The 21,961-nt window shown below is 60.6% G+C and carries 19 protein-coding genes, 2 tRNA genes and 1 pseudogene; 11 read left to right on the top strand and 11 right to left on the bottom strand.

From position 1 onward, the window contains the following. Positions 1-12 precede the first annotated feature (12 nt). Positions 13-702, bottom strand: a complete 690-nt coding sequence (locus J4D52_RS10510; protein ID WP_102677323.1) for a response regulator — start codon at positions 700-702, stop codon at positions 13-15. 3 nt (positions 703-705) lie between these two features. Further along, on the bottom strand, positions 706-2,124 hold the full coding sequence (gene baeS / locus J4D52_RS10505) for a sensor histidine kinase efflux regulator BaeS (protein ID WP_102677322.1): 1,419 nt from the start codon (positions 2,122-2,124) through the stop codon (positions 706-708). Positions 2,125-2,237: 113 nt separating this feature from the next. Between baeS and J4D52_RS10500 the strand changes: the two genes are divergently transcribed. The 3 genes from J4D52_RS10500 to J4D52_RS10490 are packed head-to-tail and all read left to right on the top strand — an operon-like array spanning position 2,238 to position 7,983. Continuing rightward, positions 2,238-3,440 carry an efflux RND transporter periplasmic adaptor subunit gene (locus J4D52_RS10500; RefSeq protein ID WP_102677321.1) on the top strand — a complete coding sequence of 401 codons (1,203 nt, stop codon included), beginning with the start codon at positions 2,238-2,240 and terminating at the stop codon, positions 3,438-3,440. 2 nt (positions 3,441-3,442) lie between these two features. Next, the gene (locus J4D52_RS10495) at positions 3,443-6,589 is read left to right on the top strand and encodes an efflux RND transporter permease subunit (protein ID WP_102677320.1); all 3,147 of its coding nucleotides are present in this window, start codon (positions 3,443-3,445) and stop codon (positions 6,587-6,589) included. Then, complete coding sequence (locus J4D52_RS10490) at positions 6,586-7,983, top strand: efflux transporter outer membrane subunit (RefSeq protein ID WP_102677319.1); 1,398 nt, start codon at positions 6,586-6,588, stop codon at positions 7,981-7,983. Before J4D52_RS10495 ends, J4D52_RS10490 begins: the two co-directional genes overlap by 4 nt. A gap of 9 nt (positions 7,984-7,992) precedes the next feature. Here J4D52_RS10490 and J4D52_RS10485 read toward each other — a convergent pair whose 3' ends face one another. Further along, positions 7,993-8,769 carry an NAD(P)H-dependent oxidoreductase gene (locus J4D52_RS10485; protein ID WP_102677318.1) on the bottom strand — a complete coding sequence of 259 codons (777 nt, stop codon included), beginning with the start codon at positions 8,767-8,769 and terminating at the stop codon, positions 7,993-7,995. A gap of 85 nt (positions 8,770-8,854) precedes the next feature. Here J4D52_RS10485 and J4D52_RS10480 point away from each other — a divergent pair, with 85 nt between their 5' ends. Then, complete coding sequence (locus tag J4D52_RS10480; protein ID WP_102677317.1) at positions 8,855-9,748, top strand: LysR family transcriptional regulator; 894 nt, start codon at positions 8,855-8,857, stop codon at positions 9,746-9,748. Positions 9,749-9,754: 6 nt separating this feature from the next. On the opposite strand, the gene J4D52_RS10475 is transcribed toward J4D52_RS10480, so the two are convergent. Next, positions 9,755-10,693, bottom strand: a complete 939-nt coding sequence (locus J4D52_RS10475; RefSeq protein WP_102677316.1) for a LysR family transcriptional regulator — start codon at positions 10,691-10,693, stop codon at positions 9,755-9,757. Between the two features lie 50 nt (positions 10,694-10,743). Beyond that, complete coding sequence (locus J4D52_RS10470) at positions 10,744-11,718, bottom strand: quinone oxidoreductase (protein WP_102677315.1); 975 nt, start codon at positions 11,716-11,718, stop codon at positions 10,744-10,746. Positions 11,719-12,187: 469 nt separating this feature from the next. Between J4D52_RS10470 and J4D52_RS10465 the strand changes: the two genes are divergently transcribed. Further along, a tRNA-Cys gene (locus tag J4D52_RS10465) sits at positions 12,188-12,261 on the top strand. A 76-nt stretch (positions 12,262-12,337) separates the two neighbouring features. On the opposite strand, the pseudogene J4D52_RS30510 reads toward J4D52_RS10465, so the two are convergent. Further along, positions 12,338-12,720 (bottom strand): annotated as a pseudogene (locus J4D52_RS30510) (integrase); the annotation flags it as partial. 762 nt (positions 12,721-13,482) lie between these two features. On the opposite strand from J4D52_RS30510, the gene J4D52_RS10460 reads away from it, so the two are divergent. Beyond that, positions 13,483-14,331: a hypothetical protein gene (locus tag J4D52_RS10460; RefSeq protein WP_124302983.1), complete on the top strand. Its 849-nt coding sequence runs from the start codon at positions 13,483-13,485 to the stop codon at positions 14,329-14,331. Positions 14,332-15,285: 954 nt separating this feature from the next. Here J4D52_RS10460 and J4D52_RS10455 read toward each other — a convergent pair. Further along, positions 15,286-16,212 (bottom strand): fimbrial protein, encoded by a 927-nt coding sequence (locus tag J4D52_RS10455; RefSeq protein WP_102677313.1) that lies wholly within the window; start codon positions 16,210-16,212, stop codon positions 15,286-15,288. A gap of 199 nt (positions 16,213-16,411) precedes the next feature. Then, positions 16,412-17,134, bottom strand: coding sequence for a molecular chaperone (locus J4D52_RS10450; RefSeq protein WP_102677342.1), 723 nt, complete (start codon positions 17,132-17,134; stop codon positions 16,412-16,414). Positions 17,135-18,092: 958 nt separating this feature from the next. Here J4D52_RS10450 and J4D52_RS10445 point away from each other — a divergent pair. From J4D52_RS10445 to J4D52_RS10435, 3 genes are all read left to right on the top strand, one after another. Beyond that, positions 18,093-18,179: transfer RNA gene (locus J4D52_RS10445), tRNA-Leu, on the top strand. Between the two features lie 216 nt (positions 18,180-18,395). Then, positions 18,396-18,632, top strand: a complete 237-nt coding sequence (locus J4D52_RS10440) for a YceK/YidQ family lipoprotein (protein WP_053279470.1) — start codon at positions 18,396-18,398, stop codon at positions 18,630-18,632. A gap of 193 nt (positions 18,633-18,825) precedes the next feature. Then, the gene (locus J4D52_RS10435) at positions 18,826-18,975 is read left to right on the top strand and encodes a hypothetical protein (RefSeq protein WP_007921689.1); all 150 of its coding nucleotides are present in this window, start codon (positions 18,826-18,828) and stop codon (positions 18,973-18,975) included. Between the two features lie 291 nt (positions 18,976-19,266). Here J4D52_RS10435 and J4D52_RS10430 read toward each other — a convergent pair whose 3' ends face one another. Continuing rightward, a complete protein-coding gene (locus J4D52_RS10430) occupies positions 19,267-19,659 on the bottom strand; it encodes a hypothetical protein (protein ID WP_063431377.1) in 393 nt (130 codons plus the stop codon). Between the two features lie 344 nt (positions 19,660-20,003). Here J4D52_RS10430 and J4D52_RS30505 point away from each other — a divergent pair, with 344 nt between their 5' ends. Together J4D52_RS30505 and J4D52_RS10420 are read left to right on the top strand one after the other, a co-directional pair. Further along, positions 20,004-20,201: a hypothetical protein gene (locus tag J4D52_RS30505; RefSeq protein WP_230589689.1), complete on the top strand. Its 198-nt coding sequence runs from the start codon at positions 20,004-20,006 to the stop codon at positions 20,199-20,201. Positions 20,202-20,270: 69 nt separating this feature from the next. Continuing rightward, the gene (locus J4D52_RS10420; protein WP_102677312.1) at positions 20,271-20,657 is read left to right on the top strand and encodes a DUF5329 domain-containing protein; all 387 of its coding nucleotides are present in this window, start codon (positions 20,271-20,273) and stop codon (positions 20,655-20,657) included. A 90-nt stretch (positions 20,658-20,747) separates the two neighbouring features. Here J4D52_RS10420 and J4D52_RS10415 read toward each other — a convergent pair whose 3' ends face one another. Both J4D52_RS10415 and J4D52_RS10410 read right to left on the bottom strand, forming a co-directional pair. Further along, the gene (locus J4D52_RS10415) at positions 20,748-21,176 is read right to left on the bottom strand and encodes an N-acetyltransferase (protein WP_102677311.1); all 429 of its coding nucleotides are present in this window, start codon (positions 21,174-21,176) and stop codon (positions 20,748-20,750) included. 170 nt (positions 21,177-21,346) lie between these two features. Further along, positions 21,347-21,676: a hypothetical protein gene (locus tag J4D52_RS10410; protein ID WP_102677310.1), complete on the bottom strand. Its 330-nt coding sequence runs from the start codon at positions 21,674-21,676 to the stop codon at positions 21,347-21,349. Positions 21,677-21,961: the final 285 nt, after the last annotated feature.

The following is a 21,961-nucleotide window of genomic DNA, read 5'->3' as shown; positions in this document are numbered from 1 at the left end:
TGCCGTGATCGCTCAGCCCGGCAGCGCGCCCAGCTCAAGTTTGTAACCCACGCCGTACAACGACTGGATCGGGTCTTCCCCCGGGCAGGCCTGGGCCAGTTTGCGCCGCAGGTTGCGCACATGGCTGTCGACGGTGCGGTCGGTCACCACCCGGTGGTCGGAGTACAGGCGATCGAGCAACTGGTCGCGGGAGAACACCCGGCCCGGGGACGCGGCCAGGGTCTTGAGCAGGCGCAGCTCCACCGGGGTCAGGTCCAGGGCGATACCGTCGAACGAGGCGCGGTAGCGTTCTTCGTCGATCTGCAGGCGGGCCTGTGCGGCTGCCGTCAGTTGCGGGCTGCGGCGCAGGATGGCCTTGACCCGGGCCACCACTTCGCGCGGGCTGAAGGGCTTGCAGATGTAGTCGTCGGCGCCCAGGTCCAGGCCCAGCAGGCGGTCCACTTCCTCGACCCGGGCGGTGATCATGATGATCGGTACTTCGCTGAAGCGCCGCAGCTCCTGGCACACCTCCAGGCCGTCGCGCCCGGGCAGCATCAGGTCGAGCAGGATCAGCCGCGGTCGATGGGTACGCACGGCCGGCACCACGTCCAGGCCGTTGTCCAGACACAGGCTGGGGTAACCGGCGGCGTCCAGGTAGTCGCGCAGCAAGGCGGCGAGTTTCGGTTCGTCTTCGACGATCAGGATCGGTTGTTCGGTGCTCATGCTTCAGACCTTGCCGGGCAGGCGCAGGGTCAGCCACAGGCCGCCCAGGGGCGAGTGATCGGCGTCGAGACTGCCACCGTGGGCCAGGGCGATGCTGCGACAGATCGCCAGGCCCAGGCCGGCGCCGCCGCTGGCGCGGTTGCGCGAGGCCTCGCCACGGTAGAAACGCTCGAACAGCCGCGGCAGTTGTTCGGCCTCGACCCCGGGGCCGGAGTCGAGGAAGTCGACCCGCAGGTTGTCGCCCTCAGTGCCGGCGCGGATACGCAGCAGGCCGCCGGCATCGGTGTAGCGCAGGGCGTTTTCCAGCAGGTTGGCGAACAGCTGTTGCAGGCGCTTGGGGTCGGCATCCAGCGGCAATGGCTGCGCCGGCAGTTCCAACTCGACCTTGAGCCGGGCGGCCTGGCAGCGTTCCTGGAACATCGCCACGCTGGCTTGCAGCAGCTCGTTGAGCGAGCACTCGCTCTTGCGGTAGGTGAGGGCGCCGACATCGGCCAGGGACAGCTCGTACAGGTCGTCCACCAGCTTGCTGAGCATGGCCACTTCGCTTTGCAGCGACTGCATCGACTGCCGGTCGAGCTTGCGCACACCGTCCTCGATGGCCTCCAGTTCGCCGCGCAATACCGACAGCGGGGTGCGCAGCTCGTGGGACACGTCGGCCATGAATTCGCGGCGCATCTGTTCGTTGCGCTCCAGGGTGTAGGCCAGCTGGTTGAAGTCGCGGGCCAGCTGGCCGACTTCGTCGTTGGAGGCCTCGGCCACCCGATTGCTGTATTCCCCGGCGGCCAGGCGATGGGTGGCCGCGGCCACGCGCTTGACCGGGTCGAGCAGGGTGCGCGAGATCCACCAGGCGATCAGCATCGCCAGCAGCAGCGAGGCCACGCCCACCGCCAGGCTGGTGCGCAGCTGGTACTGGAAGAAACGTTCGCCGCCGGCTTCAGTGACGCTCTGGAAGGGTGAGACGGCCAGCCAGCCGACGGTGCTGCCGGCCACCTCGATCGGCCGCAGCAGGGCATCGTCGCCGATCGCCGCATAGCCGATCACCAGTTGCTTGTCGCGGTCCAGCAGGGCAATGCGAAACAGCGCGCCGGTGAGGTCCGAGGTCAGCGGCAGTTTCAGCTTGCGGATCTGCGACTGCTCCTTGGGCCCCGGGCGCATGAGGTCGAACCAGCGGTCGGGGTTGTCGCGGACGAACTCCCAGTTGCCTTCGCGCTCGTAGGCTTCTACCAGGCGCGGCAGTACCGGTTCCATGCGTTGCAGCGCCTGTTCGTTGAGGTAGCCGAGAAAGCCGCGGCCAAAGCTCCAGCTGGTGGCCAGGCCCATGCTCAGGATGACGAACAGCACGCTGGCCAGGACGGCGCCGAACAGTTTGGTGGAGATGCTCAGTTTCATGGGGGACGCGGGCTTGAGGAATGGCCCGCTCATTTAGGCCCCGGCGCGACAAAGATTCAAGGTCGCCGGGCAATCTTCAATTTTCCTGCACATTTGCTTCGCAGCATGGCGACAGGCCCAAGCCATCCCGTTTTGCAGAGGCATTTATGTCGACCAAACTTTTCGCCAAATCCATGGTGACCGCCGCGGTCATCGTTTCCCTGATGGTGCTGTTCGTGTTGAGCGGTTGCTCGCCAGCGGCGCCCGAAGCCGCCGCCGAGGTGCCCAAGGTCTCGGTGATCACCGTGCAGCCGCAAAGCCAGGCCCTGACCAGCGAGCTGGCCGGGCGTACCCAGGCGTTCCTGGTGGCCGAGATCCGTCCCCAGGTCGGCGGCATCGTCCAGCAGCGGCTGTTCGTCGAGGGCGCCGAGGTCAAGGCCGGGGACAGCCTGTACCAGCTGGACGCCGCCACCTACAAGGCGGCCCTGGCGGAAGCCCAGGCCAGCCTGGCCAAGGCCCGCGCCACCCTGAAGTCGGCCCAGGCCACCGCTACCCGCGATGCCCAGCTGGCGAAGATCGACGCCATCAGCCAGCAGGACAACGAAGACGCCCAGGCCAGCCTGCTGACCGCCCAGGCCGATCTGCAGGTGGCCCAGGCCGGTGTCGAAACGGCGCGCATCAACCTGGCCTACACGCGGATCAGCTCGCCCATCGGCGGGCGCATCGAAACCTCCACCGTGACCCCCGGCGCCCTGGTGGTGGCCAACCAGGACACGGCGCTGACCACCGTGCAGCAACTGGACCCGATCTATGTCGATGTCACCCAGTCCACCACCGAGCTGCTGCGCCTCAAGCGCGACCTGGCCAGCGGTGCGTTGCAAGGCAACGCGACGGATGAAGTGCCTGTCGGTCTCAAGTTCGACGACGGCAGCACCTATGCCCATGCGGGCCGCCTGAAATTCAGCGGGGTCAGCGTCAGCCAGGGCACCGGCACCGTGACCCTGCGCGCCGAGTTCCCCAACCCGGAACGCCTGCTGCTACCGGGCATGTACGTGCGGGCGGTGCTGGAACAGGCCCGGGACGAACAGGCGATTTTGATTCCGCAACGGGCGGTGAACCGCAGCGCCAGTGGCGTGACCTCGGTGCTGGTGGTGGTCGAGGGCAAGGTCGAGCAACGGCAGGTGACCATCGACCGCGCGGTGGGCAACCAGTGGTGGGTGACGGCCGGCCTCAATGCCGGTGACCAGTTGATCGTCGAAGGCGGGCAGAAGGTCCGGATCGGCGCCGCGGTGTTGGCGCAGAACAGCGGTAGCGGTACCCGCAGCCGTGTGCCCCAGGCACCGTCCACCGCCCTGGCGCAGGAGGGTTGAGCATGGCGCGCTTCTTTATCGACCGGCCGATTTTCGCCTGGGTCATCGCCATCGTCATCATGCTCGCCGGGGCCTTGTCCATCAGCCAGTTACCCCTGGAGCAGTACCCGGACATCGCGCCGCCGACGGTGCGGATCTCCGCCACCTACACCGGCGCCTCGGCCAAGACCGTGGAAGACTCGGTGACCCAGGTCATCGAGCAGCAGATGACCGGCCTGGACAACCTGACCTATATGTCGGCCACCAGCAGCTCGGCGGGCAGCGCCAGCATCAACCTGACTTTCGCCGCCGGCACCGACCCGGACGTGGCGCAGATGCAGGTGCAGAACAAGCTGCAGCAGGCCGAATCACGCTTGCCGCAATCGGTGCAGAACGAAGGCCTGACCGTGACCAAGGGCGGTTCGGACTTCCTGATGATCGCCGCCCTGGCCTCGGACAACGAAAGCGTCACCGGCACCCAGATCGGCGACTACATCTCCAGCACCTTGCTCGACCAGATCAGCCGTATCGATGGCGTCGGCGAGGTGCAGACCCTGGGCTCGGGCTACGCCATGCGCATCTGGCTGGACCCGGCCAAGCTGGAAAAATACGCCTTGATGCCGTCCGACGTCAGCACGGCATTGGAGGCGCAGAACACCGAAGTCTCCGCCGGGCAACTGGGCGCGGTGCCGGCGGTGCCCGGGCAGCAACTGAACGCCACCATTACCGCGCGCAGCAAGCTGCAGACCGAGGACGAGTTCCGCAACGTGGTGGTCAAGTCGTCCAGCGACGGCGCCGTGGTGCTGCTGAGCGATGTGGGGCGGGTCGAACTGGGCAGCGAAAGCTATGACATGAGCTCGGCCCTCAATGGCAAACCTGCCTCGGCCATGGGTATCCAGCTGGCGACCGGGGCCAACGCCTTGAGCGTTGGCGACGCGGTCAAGGCCAAGCTCAAAGAGCTGGAGCAGTTCTACCCGACGGAAATGCAACTGAAGAACGTCATCGCCTACGACACCACGCCCTTTGTCAGCCTGTCCATCGAGGAGGTGGTCAAGTCCCTCGGCGAAGCCATCGTCCTGGTGGTGCTGATCATGTTCCTGTTCCTGCAGAACCCGCGGGCCACCCTGATCCCGGCGATCACCGTGCCGGTGGTGCTGCTGGGCACCTTCGGCGTGCTGGCGCTGCTCGACTATTCGATCAACACCCTGACCATGTTCGCCATGGTCCTGGCCATCGGCCTGCTGGTGGACGACGCCATTGTCGTGGTGGAAAACGTCGAGCGGGTGATGGGCGAGCAGGGGCTGTCGCCCCTGGAGGCCACGCGCCAGTCGATGGCGGAAATCACCAGCGCGCTGATCGGCATTGCCCTGGTGCTCAGCGCGGTGTTCATTCCCATGGCGTTTTTCGGCGGCTCAACCGGGGTCATCTACCGCCAGTTCTCGGTGACTATCGTCTCGGCCATGCTGCTCTCGGTGCTGGTGGCCATGACCCTGACCCCGGCGCTGTGCGCGACCCTGCTCAAGCCCGCCGATGCCCAGGGGCACGGTCATGGGCCGCAGCGCGGCTTCTTCGGCTGGTTCAACCGCCATTTCGAGCGCAACGCCCAGGCCTATCAGCGGCTGGTCGGCGGCATCCTGCAACGCAGCCGCAGCAGCCTGCTGCTGTACGGGGTGCTCCTGCTGGTCATGGGCGTCGGCTATAGCAACCTGCCGACCTCGTTCCTGCCGGACGAAGACCAGGGCACCCTGATGGCGCAGATCCAGTTGCCGGTGGGCGCCACCGACAGCCGCACCCAGGCGGTGATGAAGCAGTTCGAGAACTACATGCTCGAACAGCCGGAGGTCGAGGCCTTGATCAGCATCAGCGGCCTGGGCATGGGCGGCAACAGCCAGAACACCGGCCGCGCCTTTATCAAGCTCAAGGACTGGAGCGAGCGCCTGGGCGCCGGCCAGGATTCGGCGTCGATTGCCCAGCGCGCGACCCTGGCGTTGGCGAGTATCGGCGATGCCAATGTGTTCGTCATGCAGCCGCCGGCGGTACGCGGCCTGGGGCAAAGCTCGGGCTTTGACCTGCAGCTCAAGGACCTCGGCGGCCTGGGCCACGACGCCCTGGTGGCAGCCCGCGAACAGTTCATCGAGTTGGCGAAACAGGATCCGCGCCTGCTCGGGGTCCGCAGCAACGGCCTGGACGACACGCCGCAGCTCAAGGTCAGCATCGACGATCGCAAGGCCGGGGCCCTGAGCCTGAGCACCAGCGACATCAACAGCACCTTGTCCACGGCCCTGGGCGGTACCTACGTCAATGACTTCCTCAACCAGGGCCGGGTGAAGAAGGTCTATGTGCAGGGCGAGGCCGCGGCGCGGATGCAGGCGGAGGACCTGGACCATTGGTTCGTGCGCAATGCCAAGGATGAAATGGTGCCGTTCTCGTCTTTCGCCAGCAGCGCCTGGAGCTACGGTTCGCCATTGCTCGAACGCTACAACGGCATCTCCTCCCTGGAGGTGGTGGGCGATCCGGCGCCGGGGGTGAGTTCCGGGGTGGCCATGGACGTGGTCGAGTCCATCGTCAAGCAACTGCCCGAGGGCATCGGCTATGAGTGGACCGGGCAGTCCTATCAACTGCGCCTGTCCGGCTCCCAGGCGCCGTTGCTCTACGGGATTTCGATCCTGTTCGTGTTCCTCTGCCTGGCGGCCTTGTACGAAAGCTGGTCGGTGCCGTTCTCGGTGATGCTGGTGGTGCCCCTGGGCGTGGTCGGGGCGGTGCTGGCGACCCGTTTCAGCGGCCTGAGCAACGACGTGTACTTCCAGGTGGGGCTGTTGACCACCGTGGGGCTGTCGGCGAAGAACGCGATCCTTATCGTCGAGTTCGCCAAGCACCTGCAAGAGCAGGGCGCAAGCCTGCTGGAGGCGACCCTGACCGCGGTGCGCCAGCGCCTGCGGCCGATCCTCATGACCTCCCTGGCCTTCATGTTCGGCGTGCTGCCCCTGGCCTTGAGCTCCGGCGCCGGTTCGGCCGGGCGCCGGGCCATCGGCACCGGAGTGCTGGGCGGCATGTTCAGCGCCACGCTGCTGGGGATCTTCTTCGTGCCGCTGTTCTTTGTGCTGATCCGTCGCCGCTTTACCCGGGTCTCCACGACCTCCACTCAACCCGCTGCAACAGGTGACGCATGATCAAGTTTCGTTGGGCCCTGATGCCTGCCCTGGCGCTGCTCGGCGGCTGCATCAACCTGGCACCCGAATACCAGCGCCCCGAGGCGCCGGTCGCCGAGCAATGGTTGCCGGGCAGCCAGTCGGGCAAAGGGGAGGCCGCTGCCGATATCCATTGGCAGCAGTTTTTCACCGACAGCCGCCTGGCGCGCTTGCAGACCCTGGCCCTGGCCAACAACCGCGACCTGCGCCTGGCCAGCCTGAATATCGAGAAGGCCCAGGCGCAGTACCGCATCCAGCGCGCGGCGTTGTTTCCGGCGATCGATGCCGGGGTCAGCGGCACTCACGCGCGCACGCCGGCTTCTTCCTCCAGCAGCGGTGTGGCCACCACCAGCCATGACTACAGCGCGCAACTGGGCCTGAGCAGCTATGAGCTGGATGTGTTCGGACGGCTGCGCAACCTCAAGGACGAGGCGCTGGAAGCCTACCTGTCGCTGGCCGAAACCCGGCGCAGCACGCAGATCAGCCTGGTGGCCGAGGTGGCCACGGCCTGGCTGACCCTGGCGGCGGACAACGAGCTGCTGCGTCTGGCCCAGGAAACCCTGCGCAGCCAGCAGGCGACCTACGAGCTGACCCAGCGCAGCCATGCCTTGGGCGGTTCTTCCGGATTGGCCCTGGCCCAGGCGCAGACCACCGTGGAGTCGGCCCGTGGCGACGTGGCGGTGTACGCCAGCCAGATCCTCCAGGACCGCAACGCGCTGCGCCTGCTGGTGGGCAGCGAGATTCCCGATGAGCTGCTGCCCGGCGCCAGCCTGCAATCGGCGGCGCTGCTGGTGCGGGTGCCGGACGAGTTGCCGTCCAGCCTGTTGCAGCGCCGTCCCGACGTGCTGGCGGCGGAACATACGCTGAAGTCGGCGAACATCGATATCGGCGCGGCGCGGGCGGCGTTCTTTCCCAGCATCAGCCTGACCGCCAACGCCGGCTCGGCGAGTTCGGCGCTGTCCGGGCTGTTCAAGGCCGGCAGCGGTGCCTGGACCTTCGCCCCGAGCATCAGCCTGCCGCTGTTCGACGCCGGCAGTAATCGCGCGACCCTGGACGCGGCCAAGGTCGAGCGCGAGATCCAGGTGCAGACCTACCAGCAGACCGTGCAGAGCGCCTTCAAGGAGGTCGCTGACGCCCTGGCCGAGCGCAGCACCCTGGACGAACGCCTGGACGCCCAGCAGGCCCTGACCGATGCCAGCCGCAAAAGCTTCGAGCTGGCCGACGCGCTGTATCGCGGCGGCTCGCAAAGCTACCTCGAAGCCCTGGACGCCCAGCGTTCGCTGTACAGCGCCCAGCAGGACCTGATCAGCCTGCGCCTGGCCGAGCAGAGCAACAGGGTGACCCTGTACAAGGTGCTGGGTGGGGGCTGGCAGTGAGCGCCGGGCCTACATCAGGTGGGCGGCGAAGCCTTGCTGGTCGGCGGCGATCTCCGGGTGCAGGGTGAGTTCCGGGATCCGGTAGGCGCCGGCGTTCTGCGGGCGGAAGGCGATGGGCGCGGTTTGTTCCAGTTGGTCCAGACGTTGTCCCAGTTCTTCGCAGATCGCGGTGAAACGCGCTTCGTCGATGCGCCCGGTGCGGTAGATCACGAAGGGCGGCAGCACGTCGAAGCCGGGGTAATAGAGGATGCCGTGGTGGATCGGGAACAGCAGGTCGTCCATCGGCCCGTTGATGCCCCGCGGACTATAGTGCGACTCCCAGCCGCCGGCGCTGACAATCAGCATCGCCCGCTTGCCCGCCAGGGTGCCTTCGCCGTAGCGATCGCCCCAGCGCGCATCCGAATGCTCGCCCACGCCATAGGCAAAACCGTAGGCGTAGACCCGTTCCACCCAGCCCTTGAGAATCGCCGGCATGGAGAACCACCACAGGGGAAACTGCAGCAGCAGGGTGTCGGCCCACAGCAGTTTTTCCTGCTCGCGGGCGATGTCCGCCGACTGCAGGCCTTCTTCGAACGCGCGCTTGGAATCCAGGGAGGGATCGAAGCGGCTGTTGTCCGGCCGGCCCAGGCTGTCGTCGGCATCCAGCGGCGCCTTCCAGTTCATCGCATACAGGTCCGAGATCTGGACCGCGTGGCCGGCGGCCTGCAGGCGCTTGATCGTGAAGTCCTTGAGCGAGCCGTTCAAGGAGCGGGGTTCGGGGTGGGCATAAACCAGCAGTACATTCATCACAGGGTCTCCAGTGTCGGGAGACAGCAGGATCGGAGGTTGCCAGGTATATTGGAAATGAATATCCAATATCCCAGGTATTGTCGTGAATAATTTAAGGCGCTTGGACATCAACCTGCTGCTGACCCTGGATGTGCTGCTCGCGGAGCACAACGTGACCCGCGCGGCGCAACGCCTGAACCTGTCGCAACCCTCGGTCAGCGTGCACCTGGCCAAGCTGCGGGAGATCTTCGGCGACCCGTTGTTGCTGCCGGGCCCGCGGGGCATGCGGCCCACCGCCAGGGCCGACGAGCTGCGCGAGCCGTTGCGCCGGGCGCTGGAAGCATTGGAGCTGGCGGTGTCGCCGGCCAGCCCGTTCGACCCGGGCGCGGCGGTCAATACCTGGAGCCTGTCGGCGTCCGACTACGGCGAGTCGACGGTGATCCTGCCGGCGCTGGCCGGCTTGCGGGCGGCGGCGCCCGGAACCCGGCTGGCTGTGCTCGAGCTGGAGCCCGGGCGTCTGGTCCGACAAACCGAGCAGGGCATCATCGACCTGGCCCTGCATACCAGCGAGGATTCGCCGCCAGGGCTGCGCCGCCGCGTGCTGTTCAGCGAGCGTTATGTACTGGTGGGCCGCGCGGGCCATCCACGGCTGCAACGGCGCCCGAGCCTGGCGCAGTTCGGCAAGCTGGAACACGTCATGGTGTCGCCCGATGGCGGCGGTTTTCATGGTGTCACCGACAGCGCGTTGGGGGAACTGGGCCTGACGCGCCGGGTGGTGCTGTCGGTCCCGCATTTCCTGTTTGTCCTTTCGGCGCTGGCGAACACTGATCTGGTAGCGATGCTGCCGTCGCGCCTGGTGCGCGACAACCCGGCGCTGAAAGTGGTCGAGCCGCCGCTGGAGGTCCCGGGTTATGAAATGGCCATGCTCTGGCACGAGCGCTGCCACCGCGACCCGGCCCACCAATGGCTGCGGGAGTTCATCGTCAGTTCGCTGTGAGCGGTGCTACGCCTCGCCCGGGGCCGGCGTTTCCCACGGCGCGCCCTGGGCAAAACACGACTCGATCCACTGCTTGAAGGCCTGGGTGGTGGCGCTGCTGAAGCGCGCGGAGGGGCGCAGCAGGTAGATCCCCGAGTCGCTGTCCAGTTGCCACTGCGGCAGCACTCGGACCAGATGCCCGGACGCCAGGTCCTGGTGCATCAGCCAGTCGCCACCGGCGAGGATGCCGACGCCGGCCCGGGCGGCGGACAACAGCGCCTCGTTGTCGTTGCTGTGCAGGCTGCCGTGGATGCGCACGCTTTCCAGCTGGCCCTGGTAGGTCAGGCGCCAGTCGGGGTAGGAGCGCAGGCCGGTAAAACCCAGGCAGTTGTGGCTGGAAAGGTCGGCAGGCACCAGGGGTTCGCCATGGCGTTGCAGGTAGGCGGGCGCGGCGCAGAGGATGCGCCGATGGGCGCAGAGCTTGCGGGCCACCAGTTGGCTGTCGGCCAGCTCGCCGATGCGGATCGCCGCGTCGAAACCTTCGCCGACTATGTCGACGAAACGGTCCGAATACTCGGTCTCCAGCATCACCCCGGGGTGGGCCAGGGCGAACTCGGCGAGGATCGGGCTGAGCCAGCGCCGGCCCATGGCGGCCGGCAGGGCCAGGCGCAGGCGCCCGCGGATCTGCGCGGCGCCCTGGGAGGCTTCGTGTTCGGCTTCGCTGATCAGGCTCGCTGCCTGTCGCAGGCGTTCGACCAGACGCGCGCCTTCGTCGGTGAAGCGCAATTGCCGGGTGGTGCGCTGCACCAGGCGAATGCCCAGGCGGCTTTCCAGGGCCGCCAGGCGCTTGGACAGCACCGAAGGGTGGCGTTGCAAGGCCCGGCCGGCGGCGGCGAAAGAGCCGTGCTCGAAGAGCGCCATCAGGGTGGCGAGTTCATCGGCCTGGCGACTGTCGAACAGATCCATGTGCCTGGGGTGCCTCGCTATGTGGCCAGAAGGGAAGGAAAAGATCGGCCTCAAGGTATCAGCACTATGGCTCCTTGCGCGCGTCCGTCGTGCAGATCGGCGTGGGCCTGGGCCACTTCGGCCAGGGGATAACGCTGCCAGATCCGCGGCTGGATGATACCCGCGGCGAAGGCGTACAGCACATCGGCGGCGCGCGCCTGGTACTCGCTGGCGCTGGCCGTGTGGGCGGCGAGGGACGGGCGGGTGAGGAACAGCGAGCCCTTGGCGTTGAGCGTGCCGACCTGCACCGCGTCCGGAGCACCCGACGTCGCGCCGAAGGACACCAGCAGGCCGCGGGGGCGCAGGCTGTCGAGAGAGGCTTCGAAGGACACCCGGCCGATCGGGTCGTACACCACATCGACCTTGTGCCCTTGAGTGACCTCGACCACTTGCTGGGCGAGGGTGGCGGCATCGAACACCAGCACCGCGTCGCAGCCAGCGGCCCGGGCCCGCTCGACGCTCTGCGGCTTGGACACCACGCCAATCACCGTGGCCCCCAGATGCTTGGCCCAGGGCACCATCAACTGCCCAAGGGCCCCGGCCGCGCCATAGATCAGCACCCGGGTGCCTGGGCCGACGGGGTAGGTGGACTTGAGCAGGTACTGGGCGGTGATGCCCTTGAACAGCAGCGCCGCGGCGGCGTCCGAGGCCAGCTCCGGCGGCAGCTTGACCAGGCGCTCGGCCGGGTACAGACGGGCGCTGGCATAGGCACCGAGGGGCCCGGTGGCATAAGCGACGCGGTCGCCCACCTGGACCTGGGTAACGCCAGGACCGATCGCCCTGACCAGCCCCGCGCCTTCCAGGCCGAGCCCGCAGGGCAGGGCAACAGGCACGGCGCCGCTGCGCTGGCTGAGGTCCAGCGGATTGACGCCGATGGCCGTCTGCTCCAGCCAGACCTCGCCGGCACCGGGTGCCTGGGCTGGCACCTGTTCGAACTGCAGAACCTGAGGGGCGCCGACTTGGTGAAGTTGTATGCGAGTGACCATGCTCGATCTCCTTGGAAACTTGGGGATGGGAACACGAGGATAGGGCTGTGCTACAGGGTCAACAATCAGGCCTGTTTGCATTTGACTGCTGCATCAGATGCAGTAGTTGAGCACCTTCGGAAGTCGCCCCCCATGCAGCAGGTTCACTGATGTTTTGTGGATTCAGAAGGGACATAGAAAGGATGGCGGGGTTGGAAAGTATCCTCGGGCCCGATGAGGATTAGCGGGGAACGGGACAACCGGGCCTGTCGCGTCCTGAAGTAAAGACTGGTGCTAAAGCATTGAATTATTTCATTTCTGTCCTTGACATGCCCTGCGAACAAGTCCAGAATTGCGTCCATTCCTGATTCAGGAACGCGAAAAACCCCTTAGAATTCAAAGGGTTGGAAGGTAGATTAAGATTAAGGTCAAGATCGGCCTTCCAGCTTCGAGTTGTACCTTTGATGCGGTTGTAAGGCATCGAAAGTTTGGCCGAGTAGCAAAATGGTTATGCAGCGGATTGCAAATCCGCCTACGCCGGTTCGATTCCGACCTCGGCCTCCAAACTGAAAACCCCGTAGATCAATGATCTACGGGGTTTTTTATTGGCTGGAAGAAAGTATCGCTTCCGCATGTATGGCTAGCGTGTCGGCTTTACGATCTCCCCAGCGCGCCGATAACTCTTTTTGGTGATGGCCTCTTTCGAGTGTCCAGGCAGCCGACTGGCGTGGCCAATATCTTCGATTTTGCTTGCCGCCTTGGGACGAATATCTCTGAACTGGAACGTTCTGATTTTTTCGGCAAGGGCCAAGTTGCCTTCGAGGCCAGCCTTCTTCGCCGCACAATCTCTCGCTTATCCCATCTATTGCGCAACATCGCGTAGCTCATCCTCAAGCCGTTCAGGTTGGTGATCAGCCTTGACGTGTGAATTCCCTGCAGGGGCCGGCGCTCAAGTAGTGCCTCAATGAAAGTGCCAAGTCTCGTCTGCTTGCCGCCTTCCTGAAGCCGAATGCGCAGGCGCTTGATGCAGGAGCGAACTGGCGGTGATCAGTGCACGGCCACCACCACAATCATCGATCAGGAGTTGGGGCTATGAGTGCGCTGGAGGACCAAGGAAAAGTACAGGAGCTGGACGAGTGTGCAGGAGCCGAAAGTGTGCACTGTGCGGGTAGGGGGGGGCGGTGGAGGTGCCTTGTAGGGTGCTCGAGGTTTCAGTACCGAAGTTCGCCACGGCAGGACTAAAGAAAGCAGGTTCGCTTGAGGTGAGGGTGCTGCTGGCTGAGCGCTGGCAAAGGATTGGATATGAGGTGGAGTTGGTGTCGGTAGTGACGGTTTGTAAGTGATGGAGGGTGGTCGATTTGTTCGCTGAAGGAGGCGAGAGCGAACTGGTATTTAAATTTAGAGGAGGTGCAATCACACAGAGAACATTGCTGGAAGAGGTTCAGAAAATGGCTTTTCAATTGCTAATTGATAGCGGATATCCTAAATGTCGCGTAAGGCTGTTATGCATAAGTCAGTAGCTTTTATCCTACGCTGAGCATGTTGGTGGTCGCACATGATTGCAGGTGCTTGTCTTTGGTTAAGTACTTGCTAAGTAGCTCTGCTGCACTATCGTAAAGTCTAATAAATTGTATCGAGGCAAATGCTCTGAGTTGGTGTGTTGGTGGTTTCTAACTCGACTGCATACCCAAAGCCAAGGATAGGTGTTGGACAGCCAGCGGTTGCTGGCTGATAGTTGGTGGCTGTCAATACCGGCAGTCGCAATTTAATAGTGTGGAGTTCGTAATGGAGCCAAGTAAATTTTACCAGACAGCAGCAATTTATCCGTCTGAAGATCTAAAAAGAATTTTGTCCGAGGTTACTAAAGTGGTAGCCCTTGAACAAAGTAAAGCTGTAACGGCGAAAGCAGGGGCGCGAGCAGATATTCGACCAAGAAGCACTTCTGCAATTAATGAGAACTTAATTTCTCTTCCTGAAGTTTCTCCAAAAGAAAGGAAGATGGTCGAGTATACTCTGCTCTGGATCCAACGAGTTACGCTAGGTATTGCGAAACAGAATGGATGGACTGAGCAAGATTGGTCTGACATTACGAAGAGGAACTCCCCAGAGTTTTGGGGGTTTGTTACCTCAGCTATTGTTGAATGGACGCAGTGGGCGTTGATTAGCTACAATAATCAACAGGTTGTAAAACAGGAGAATAATAGCGGCAAAATTGAATTGTATAAAATCGTTCAAACCGCCGTTGGCTTGATTTTGGGTAAAAGTGCCAGTGATGCTATGGCTTTGTTTGCGGAGCAAATGGCGATTGATACTAGCGTGCCAGTAGATAACGTTGGTACCTTTTTTTGGAATAATAAGTTTAATAAGCGAGAGTCGTCTCAATGGGCAATTGGGCCGGTGATACGCGAAGATAGTGGTTATCTGAGTACAGCTTATGCCTATACCTATATGACGTATACGCAGAACAGTTGGAGGGCTTTATTTATTCAGTCCGATTACGAGTCATTTGACCTGCTTGTTAAAGGTTTGGCGATCAGGTTTTTTGAATCAGGCTGGGATCTTGTTTCTGATGCGGTTTACGAAAGACTGAAGGATTTGTTGGAAGAGTCCATTGAGGATGCTCCATTTCCATAGGTCTCATAGAAGGCTCAAGGGGTTGTATTTAGAGTGAATTAGCTTGAGCTGCGATATATTGATCGGCGACGTTTTTGAGTTGACTGCTTTCGTCGCTGATCAAGACAAAAGATGGTTAGTTGATCGATGGCTCTTATTTGTTCCGCGACCTGGCTCCACATATCCCCACCTCAAAACCCGCACGAAACGATTCGGCCGATTCGCCCTGTTGAAGAGCACTATCTGCTCGGTACGCTTCTTGGGTGTGGAGGCAATAGGTAGAGAGAAGCCGATCCGCGGAGACCTGAATATCCGTAATGAGATGTGTGAAACCATGAGTCGCGATAGCAACATAGCAAGGATCCGACCGGCAATGCCGCTCGATACTGAGTTGCTTCTGCCGTTGATCAATGCGTTTCTGTCCGGGATGTCAGCCAACACTTTCATGCTGAGCGGTATCGAAGAGGTAGATAGGCGCCTGTATACGCAGTCGTGGTACTGCAGGCCAGGTTAGGGGGATTGTGTTCAGTCGGAAGGGTGCCGGAGGAGGGAAAGTCATTTCCGCACAGGGATATAGCCCCCCGCGTAGATTGCGGGCTCCAGCCACAGAAAAGATTGCTGCGTGCGGATTGCAAATCCGCCTACGCCGGTTCGATTCCGACCTCGGCCTCCAAACTGAAAACCCCGTAGATCAATGATCTACGGGGTTTTTTATTGGCTGGAAGAAAGCAGGCTTGAAGCGTAAGGAGCGGTGCCTGCGCCGCGATTATCAGCCGATATGGCCGCAGGCCAATCTTCATTTATGCAGTGAAAAGCCTTATGGCGGCCTGCCGTTCGAGGCCTACCCGATGGGCCTTTTGAAGCCCCTCAAAGTCTGCCTCGAAAACCAGCATTGGCTAGCCAGACATGTGTTCGACTGGCGGAGCCTCCTGTCGTTGGTTCGAAGGAGGCCAGCAGGATAGCGAGCGGGAAGGGTTACCGGTAATCCATAAACACGGTCATCGCCCCCTTTACCGTTCCCGGTTTGGCGACTGTGTCGGTTCTGATGTAGGACGCCTGCATCGGAATGACAAACGAGCCACCTGCCGCCTTGCTGTATCCATCGACCGTTATCGAACTCCCCATGGTTGCTGGAGCGCCCTGGGCGTTTTCGACCCGGATCTTTATGCCGCTCGCGGTCGAGCCGCCAGCAAGCGGCAACACCCCTGGCGAGTTCGCAATCACGCCGCCAACCGGGTCAAGGGTATAGCCAATCCGGTTATAGCCCTTGGGACAGTTGTTGACCTGTATCTGGAAACTCTGGGTGCCGGCTGTCGAGCCGACGCGCTCCAGGCGCTGAATCAAGGTTTTAGGTAGCTTTACCGTCTGGCTCGGTACCGAGCAGGTACCGTCGATAGGGGTGATAGTGCCCTTCAGGTAGATTCGAAAATCGAAGTTCTCTACTGCTCTGAGCTGGTAGTAATACGGTGAGGTGTGGACGCCCGCAAGGGAGCCGCCTTTATTTTCCCGACCGTCGCCAAGTAACTGTACTTCGATTGGCCGCGTGACCGTTTGCTCTGGATATGAAGTTCCGTAGGCTCTTCCATTGATCAACAAACGAGTCGATATGCCCGAGACATTCGTGGTGAGTACTGTTGCGTATGAGGAGGTCCCGCCGCCATCTGGGTAGGCGAGAACGTGGGTGATTTTGCAGCTCGATCCGCCGCATAGCTGCTGCGGAGTAATGTAATGTCGAGCCACTATGGTGCCGTTGGCCGTGTTCTTCGGAATCGAAAGCTCCTGCCCGAATGCTGTTACATCCGCCTTCGCGGGCGGTGACACGGCGAGGGCCGTGAATGTTATTACGCACAGTTGCGGCACGATAAATATTGCGCTGAAAATTCTTTCTGCTGTGGTCTTCATTGCCTGTTTCTCTCTGATCGACCTTGAATGCAGTTCGTGGGTGAATCGCTCTCACGCACCCTTGGCTCCATTCGTTCGGAAATGATTTTTGTTGGCTGCAGATCGTTGGCGAAGTGTGTACGCCACCAAGAAGTGATGTTCAGCCGATAACTAGATGTGGGGTAAGCAACAAACAAAGCGTCCTGGTCTTTAACTATGCTCAGCTGGATATGTCGCCTGAGTGCTGTACCAGTACGCCATCGTCGTTGATGCTTTCGAACTCGATTTTTGTTGCTCCGCCTGGAGCCAAGGAAGAAGCCCCCTCGATCGCGAATGATTGGCTTGAGTAGGGGGGCAGCATTTCTACGGGAATCGGATAGTTGTTCGAACCGCTCTTGAGGTTCACCGAGCTGAAAGATATGTGAAACGCTGAGTCATTCCTGACTTCCAGGCCCGGCTTGCCATCCTTGGGCACCATGCGCCATTGCAACCTGGATGGGGCCTGGCCAACGTCGCCTGGCAAGTCGGCGGGCCGGTAAAACAACTTGATGCGCTGGCGCACGGCAATCTGCAGGATGTTTTCATCCTTCGACTTCTGGGGAACTTCCTGCACGCTCAACCAGAACACCGACTCCCTGTCCGCTGGAAGTCCCGCGCCTTGATACAGAACACGCAACTGCTGCCGGGCGTTCCCGTTCAGGCGTTTCAGGGGAGGGGTAAGGGCAAAGGGTACGTCCTGATCGGTGCTGGTGCTGAAGGGCTCGATCCAGGATTGGACCATGAAGGAGGTCGACTCATCGTTCAGCATTAGAACGGAAGCTTCCTTCTTCGGCGCAACCAGTACCACTCGGTTTACCCCCAATGAGATGCCGGCATGGGAGGGCACGGCAAACAACGACAGAAAACCGGCAAGCGCGGCACTCACGGCAAGGTACTTTTTCATGAATTTTCTCGAGAAAACTGAAAGAGACATCGATGTGCCTCTTCCTTGTGGAGTGTTCATAAGCCAGTGCGACGGGTTGTGGGGCTTTCGCCGCATGTCCTGATAAGTACCCGGGCATACTAGTGGCGTTGGATTTCCCCAGGTATCAGTCGATTCTTAAAACGCTTCCGGCCCCATCCAGGGGGCATAGGGGTAGAAGTGCACAATCGGGGCGAGCTTGCCTTCAGCCGCACATCGTATTCAACGAACCTCTGAAGCCTGGTGCTTTCGACCGAATACAACCCTGGAGAAGCGATTTCGCCGGTTCGGTTGCAACCTCGACCTGCAAACTGAAAAGCCCGTAGATCAGCGATCTACCGGCTTTTTGTTGGTTGCAAGAAAGCATCCTCTAGCCGTTCAGGTTTCTTCAGAATTGTCTTCGAGACATACGCGACCGCTCTGGATAGAGTTATCCCGCTTGCCCGGCCAGGTGTGTTTACGATGGAATGCTGAACGGCCAACAGCTGGTCAGGGTGGGCACCTATTTCGCTCCTTCGCAGTTTGGCCTATGGCCTGTCCCTTCGACTCCGCTGGCCCATGGGTTCAGTGATCCCACGATCCCTACGCCGGCTGGGCAAAATCTGTCTTCGCCTGTTCGTCCAGCTACAAGCCTTTTAAAATCAGATGGTTACGCTGTTTCTAGTGTGATAGCCTGTTGAAAAATCTGGTTTTATCAGTGAAATGCAGATCCGTCTGCGCCGGTTCGGTTCTGGCAGTTGCTCCCTCTGATAAAAATAGTTCTGTAGATCGATGATTTACGGAGCCTTTTTGTTTTTGGCCGCGTTCGATATCCAGTCTTGAATTTGACGCCAACGAACTTGCTTCAAGGGTAGGGGATGTATATATTTCACCCCCTTGCCGCAAGGCGCTGAAACGGCTCAAGCAATTCAAGCCTTTCAGATTGCAACACCGCGCTACCGCCCGAATGGCGAAACTGGTAGACGCATGGGACTTAAAATCCCCCGCTCGTAAGGGCGTGCCGGTTCGATTCCGGCTTCGGGCACCATCTATCTCAAGGGTTTGCTGGCGAAAGCCGATGCAAACCCTTGTTCGTTTCTGGTCCGCAAATTTGAATTGCAGGTGGCGGTTCGCTTGCTTGGAGCGACGTTCTTGTCTTTCCGATTGCGGATGTATTTCTCTGTCATGACGACTGGGGAAGAGTGACTAGCGAATTGCAGTGACGCCTGCGCAGTTCCGCAGATAGAAGTAATAAGGACATTAGGTGTTTCGGAAAGTGATTCTGTTGGTGTTGATCAACTGCTTGAGCGGCTGCGCCGCGGTAGCGATGCGCATGGACTACGACCACCCTTGCCCTTACAAGGGCGTGCGCCTGGACTGGTGGTTGGTAGGCACATCCCATGGAAAACTGATTCCCTTCTTACTGATCGACGCGCCGTTTTCCTTGGTGGTCGATACGGTGTTTTTTCCCTTCGAGTATCAATACAGCTGCAACTTCTGATCTGTTTCGGCTTTTGTCCGCAGAGGGGGCTGTAAGGCCTGTGCCACTCGCCCACGGCCTTGGGTGATGCACATTGGCCATTAGCACAACAGCCCTAATCGTCTGTTGCCGAGGCCAGGCTTATAGTGCGGATGACCATCCTCGTCAGGATGGCTCTCACAAGAAAGTGCCGACTCGAAAAGGGAGATTCACCATGTCATTCAAGAAAATCGTCTACGCCTCCGCAGTGGTCCTGGCCCTCACTGCCTCGAACGCCCATGCATTCGCCAGGGACTGTAACGACTCGCTGTGGAAGTTCAGCGGCATCGAAGCACTGACCTGCATCTTCTCGGGCCAATGGTAATCCGCCGTTTCCTGGGTTGAAGCTGTCCAAACGACAAGGCTGACTGTGAACGGTTTCCCCGTCCGGTCAGCCTTGTCGCTTTTCCATTCGTGCGTATTCATCGCGCTGTTCTCAAATCCAGCCATTCGTCGATGTTTGCCGGCGTTGAGCGGCCTGATAGAGAAGGTTCTGCTGGCTGCTTGATGGGAGGGGGACAGTCGAAGGTCAATCGGCTGGCTCCGCAATAAACGATCTTTCGCTGCAACTTTGTCATCCCAACCAGACTAAAAGAAGCAAAGCGCTGAATTGGCGTCAGGGCTCGGTTTTATCGCGCTTGTTGGGCAGGTTTTTTCTGTTGAAGCGCTCCGAGATGTCCTGGTAGGTCTCGTTATCGGTTGCAGCAAGCAGTGTCTGACCATTCTTCAAGGTGGCCAGAAATGTCACCTCGGTATTGTGGCCCGCCAGAAGATAGCCGGCGACGGCGCCCACCGGCCCAAGAAACATGGCGCCCACCACGCCAAGACCTATGGCGCTCTTTATGTTTTTGTTCGAGTCGGTATTTTCGACGGTGAGGTCCTTGAATTCGGAGACGAGAAAGCTCTTCCCGACTAGAGGTTTATTGGGGGTTTTGAGCGTGATGGTTCCGCGCAGATACTCCGCGTCCCCCTGGGGGAAGTCACCGGCCAGCACTATGATCTTTGCCATCTGGAAAGGGGCCCTGGGCGATCATTTTTAGGGGGCCATTGCGCGCCTTAAGGGGTAGGGCGTCAACGCCCCGACGACGACTGGCGGCACCATTGGTCTATGGCAGGGCAGGAATAGGTACGGACAGGCATGCGCGGCAAGGAGGGGCTGAGACGGCAACATTCAAGGCTGTGCTTGAACGGCATGGCATTCGAGGCTCGGCTGCGCCAGCTATCGACAAAAGCGGATATTGAATACCCATAGGCTCAAGTGCTGGCCAGGTGAGTTTGGATGAGCGCGGAACAGCGGATACACTTGCCGCCAGCCGCTAGTGGGCTGGGCGGATGAACCAAGGGAGAGCTTCAGTGATGATTATTCAAAACCCGGCACCAAAACTTTCTTATGCGGAACTTGCCAAGCTGGTTGAGCAGAAGAGGGCGGTAGAGCAGGTCAATCTGCTTGACGCCAAATTGAATCCAGCCTTCCTGACCAAACTTGAGGCCGCGATAGAAAACGCGGATGTGCAGCAGGGCGTTCAACCGGTTTTCCCTATCGAAGTTTGACCGACCTGGCGCCGGGCGATGCTCGGCCAGATCCGGCAACATGGCTCAGTTTCAAGACAAGGACGAATGATGCGAATTTTTACAGGTGAGTGGGCTCGATGGCTGATGGCGGCGGGTATCGGCGTCTTGGCGGTAGTAAGCAGTGCGCAGGCTCAAACGACGCCTCAGGCAGCCCAGGAGATAAAGGGCTTGCTGGACTTTGTCGAGCACAGCCAATGTCAGTTCGTGCGTAATGGCACCGAGTACCCAGCCCCTCAGGCACGGCAGCACCTGGAGAAAAAGCTGAATTACCTCGAGGGCAAGAACATGGTGAGCAGCGCGGAGGACTTTATCGACCTCGCCGCCACTAAAAGCAGCATGAGTGGCAAGGCCTATGAGGTGCGCTGCCCTGGGGGCTCGCAACCGGCAAGCAACTGGTTGAAGGCGGAGCTGCAGAGGCAGCGCCAGCCTCATTGATTCAGTCTTTGGCCAAGAAAGCCCAGCTCGTACGCTGGGCTTTTTGGGAGAGCAATAAAAGCCTGGATATACCGTGACGGGTTACATGGATCAGAGCGGGGCGCTGCTCATAAGGTATTCCTGCTGCCCTGTTTGCTCATCCGTCTGCTCGTGGGTCACGACAAAACCCTGTGCCAGGTAAAAGCCGCAACTGGCCGTGTTGCTCTTGTACACCGCCAGGCTCAACACCGGGCGCTGCGCCCCGGCATGGGCGAGCAATTGCTTGCCAATCCCCTTGGCCTGGAATTCAGGCGCAACAAACAAGGCGGCCAGCTGATCGTCGTGCAGTGAATAGAAGCCCAGCACTTTGGATTGCCGCTCGATGACATAGGTCTCTGACGCCGGGAGGTACAGGTTGCGCATATTGTCGACTTGCGACTGCCAGAATGAGGCGTCGATAAAGTCGTGGGCTTTCAGCGAAGCCTGCAGCCAGATGTCCAGCACGGCATCCATATCTTGCTGTTCAAATCTTCTGATCATTTCTTTTCCGCTTTTCCTGACAACGGGTTGCAGGCTAGAAGCAGACGCCAGCCAGTTCAAGAGCCAACGTATTGAGCGAAGCAGGAATGCGGCGGAGGAGGCGACCGACTGATCCAGGATCAGGCGGTCGCAGTCGGATTTCAAGGCTCCACTGATTCAGTACGGATCAGTCAGGAGATGTGTGGGATTTCGTCGATATACGCGATTCGCTCACCGTTGTGGAAGATCTCAACCGCGCTGTAGAGCGCGGAGTTTGGCGGCAGTACCCGGGTGAATTTGACTTGCGTGCAGGTGATCATCTGAATCCATTGCCCTGGCCTTTGGTACAGGTGCAGATCCAGCAAGAGTATTGCCGGGTTGATACCCTGCGGGACTCGTACCGTCAGATAGGCCTTGACCCCTGGGTTGGAGACTTCAACGTCTCCTACTACATGAAGTTCGTCCGGCTTGGGTGGCATGGTGTCCAGCCAGGCATGCCAGTTCGTGCAGTTCGTGATCATTTTTTCGTTCCTTGAGAAATGAAACTCGAAGCTTGAGGTACTGCGGTTTCGCATGGCGCTTCGTGTGCCATCGAATCGAATGCCGGTTGCCCGATCCTCTCTATCCATATCCAAGAGCGGCGCTGAAGAGGTCGGATGTATACGACCGGAAGTCCATGTCTAAAGGTGTAGATGAGGAACGGGACGGGGCATCAGGGTCTGGACGAGCGGTACCCATTGGTTATAACTGGACTGTCATTTTCCCCTGACTTTTGGCGTATATCGAACCTGATCTTTATTCGTTTG

Source organism: Pseudomonas sp. GW460-12-10-14-TSB1 (assembly GCF_017349775.1).
Classification (GTDB): Bacteria; Pseudomonadota; Gammaproteobacteria; order Pseudomonadales; family Pseudomonadaceae; genus Aquipseudomonas; species Aquipseudomonas piscium.
Note: the sequence above shows the minus strand (reverse complement) of the source record. Positions and strands in the feature narration are given on the sequence as shown.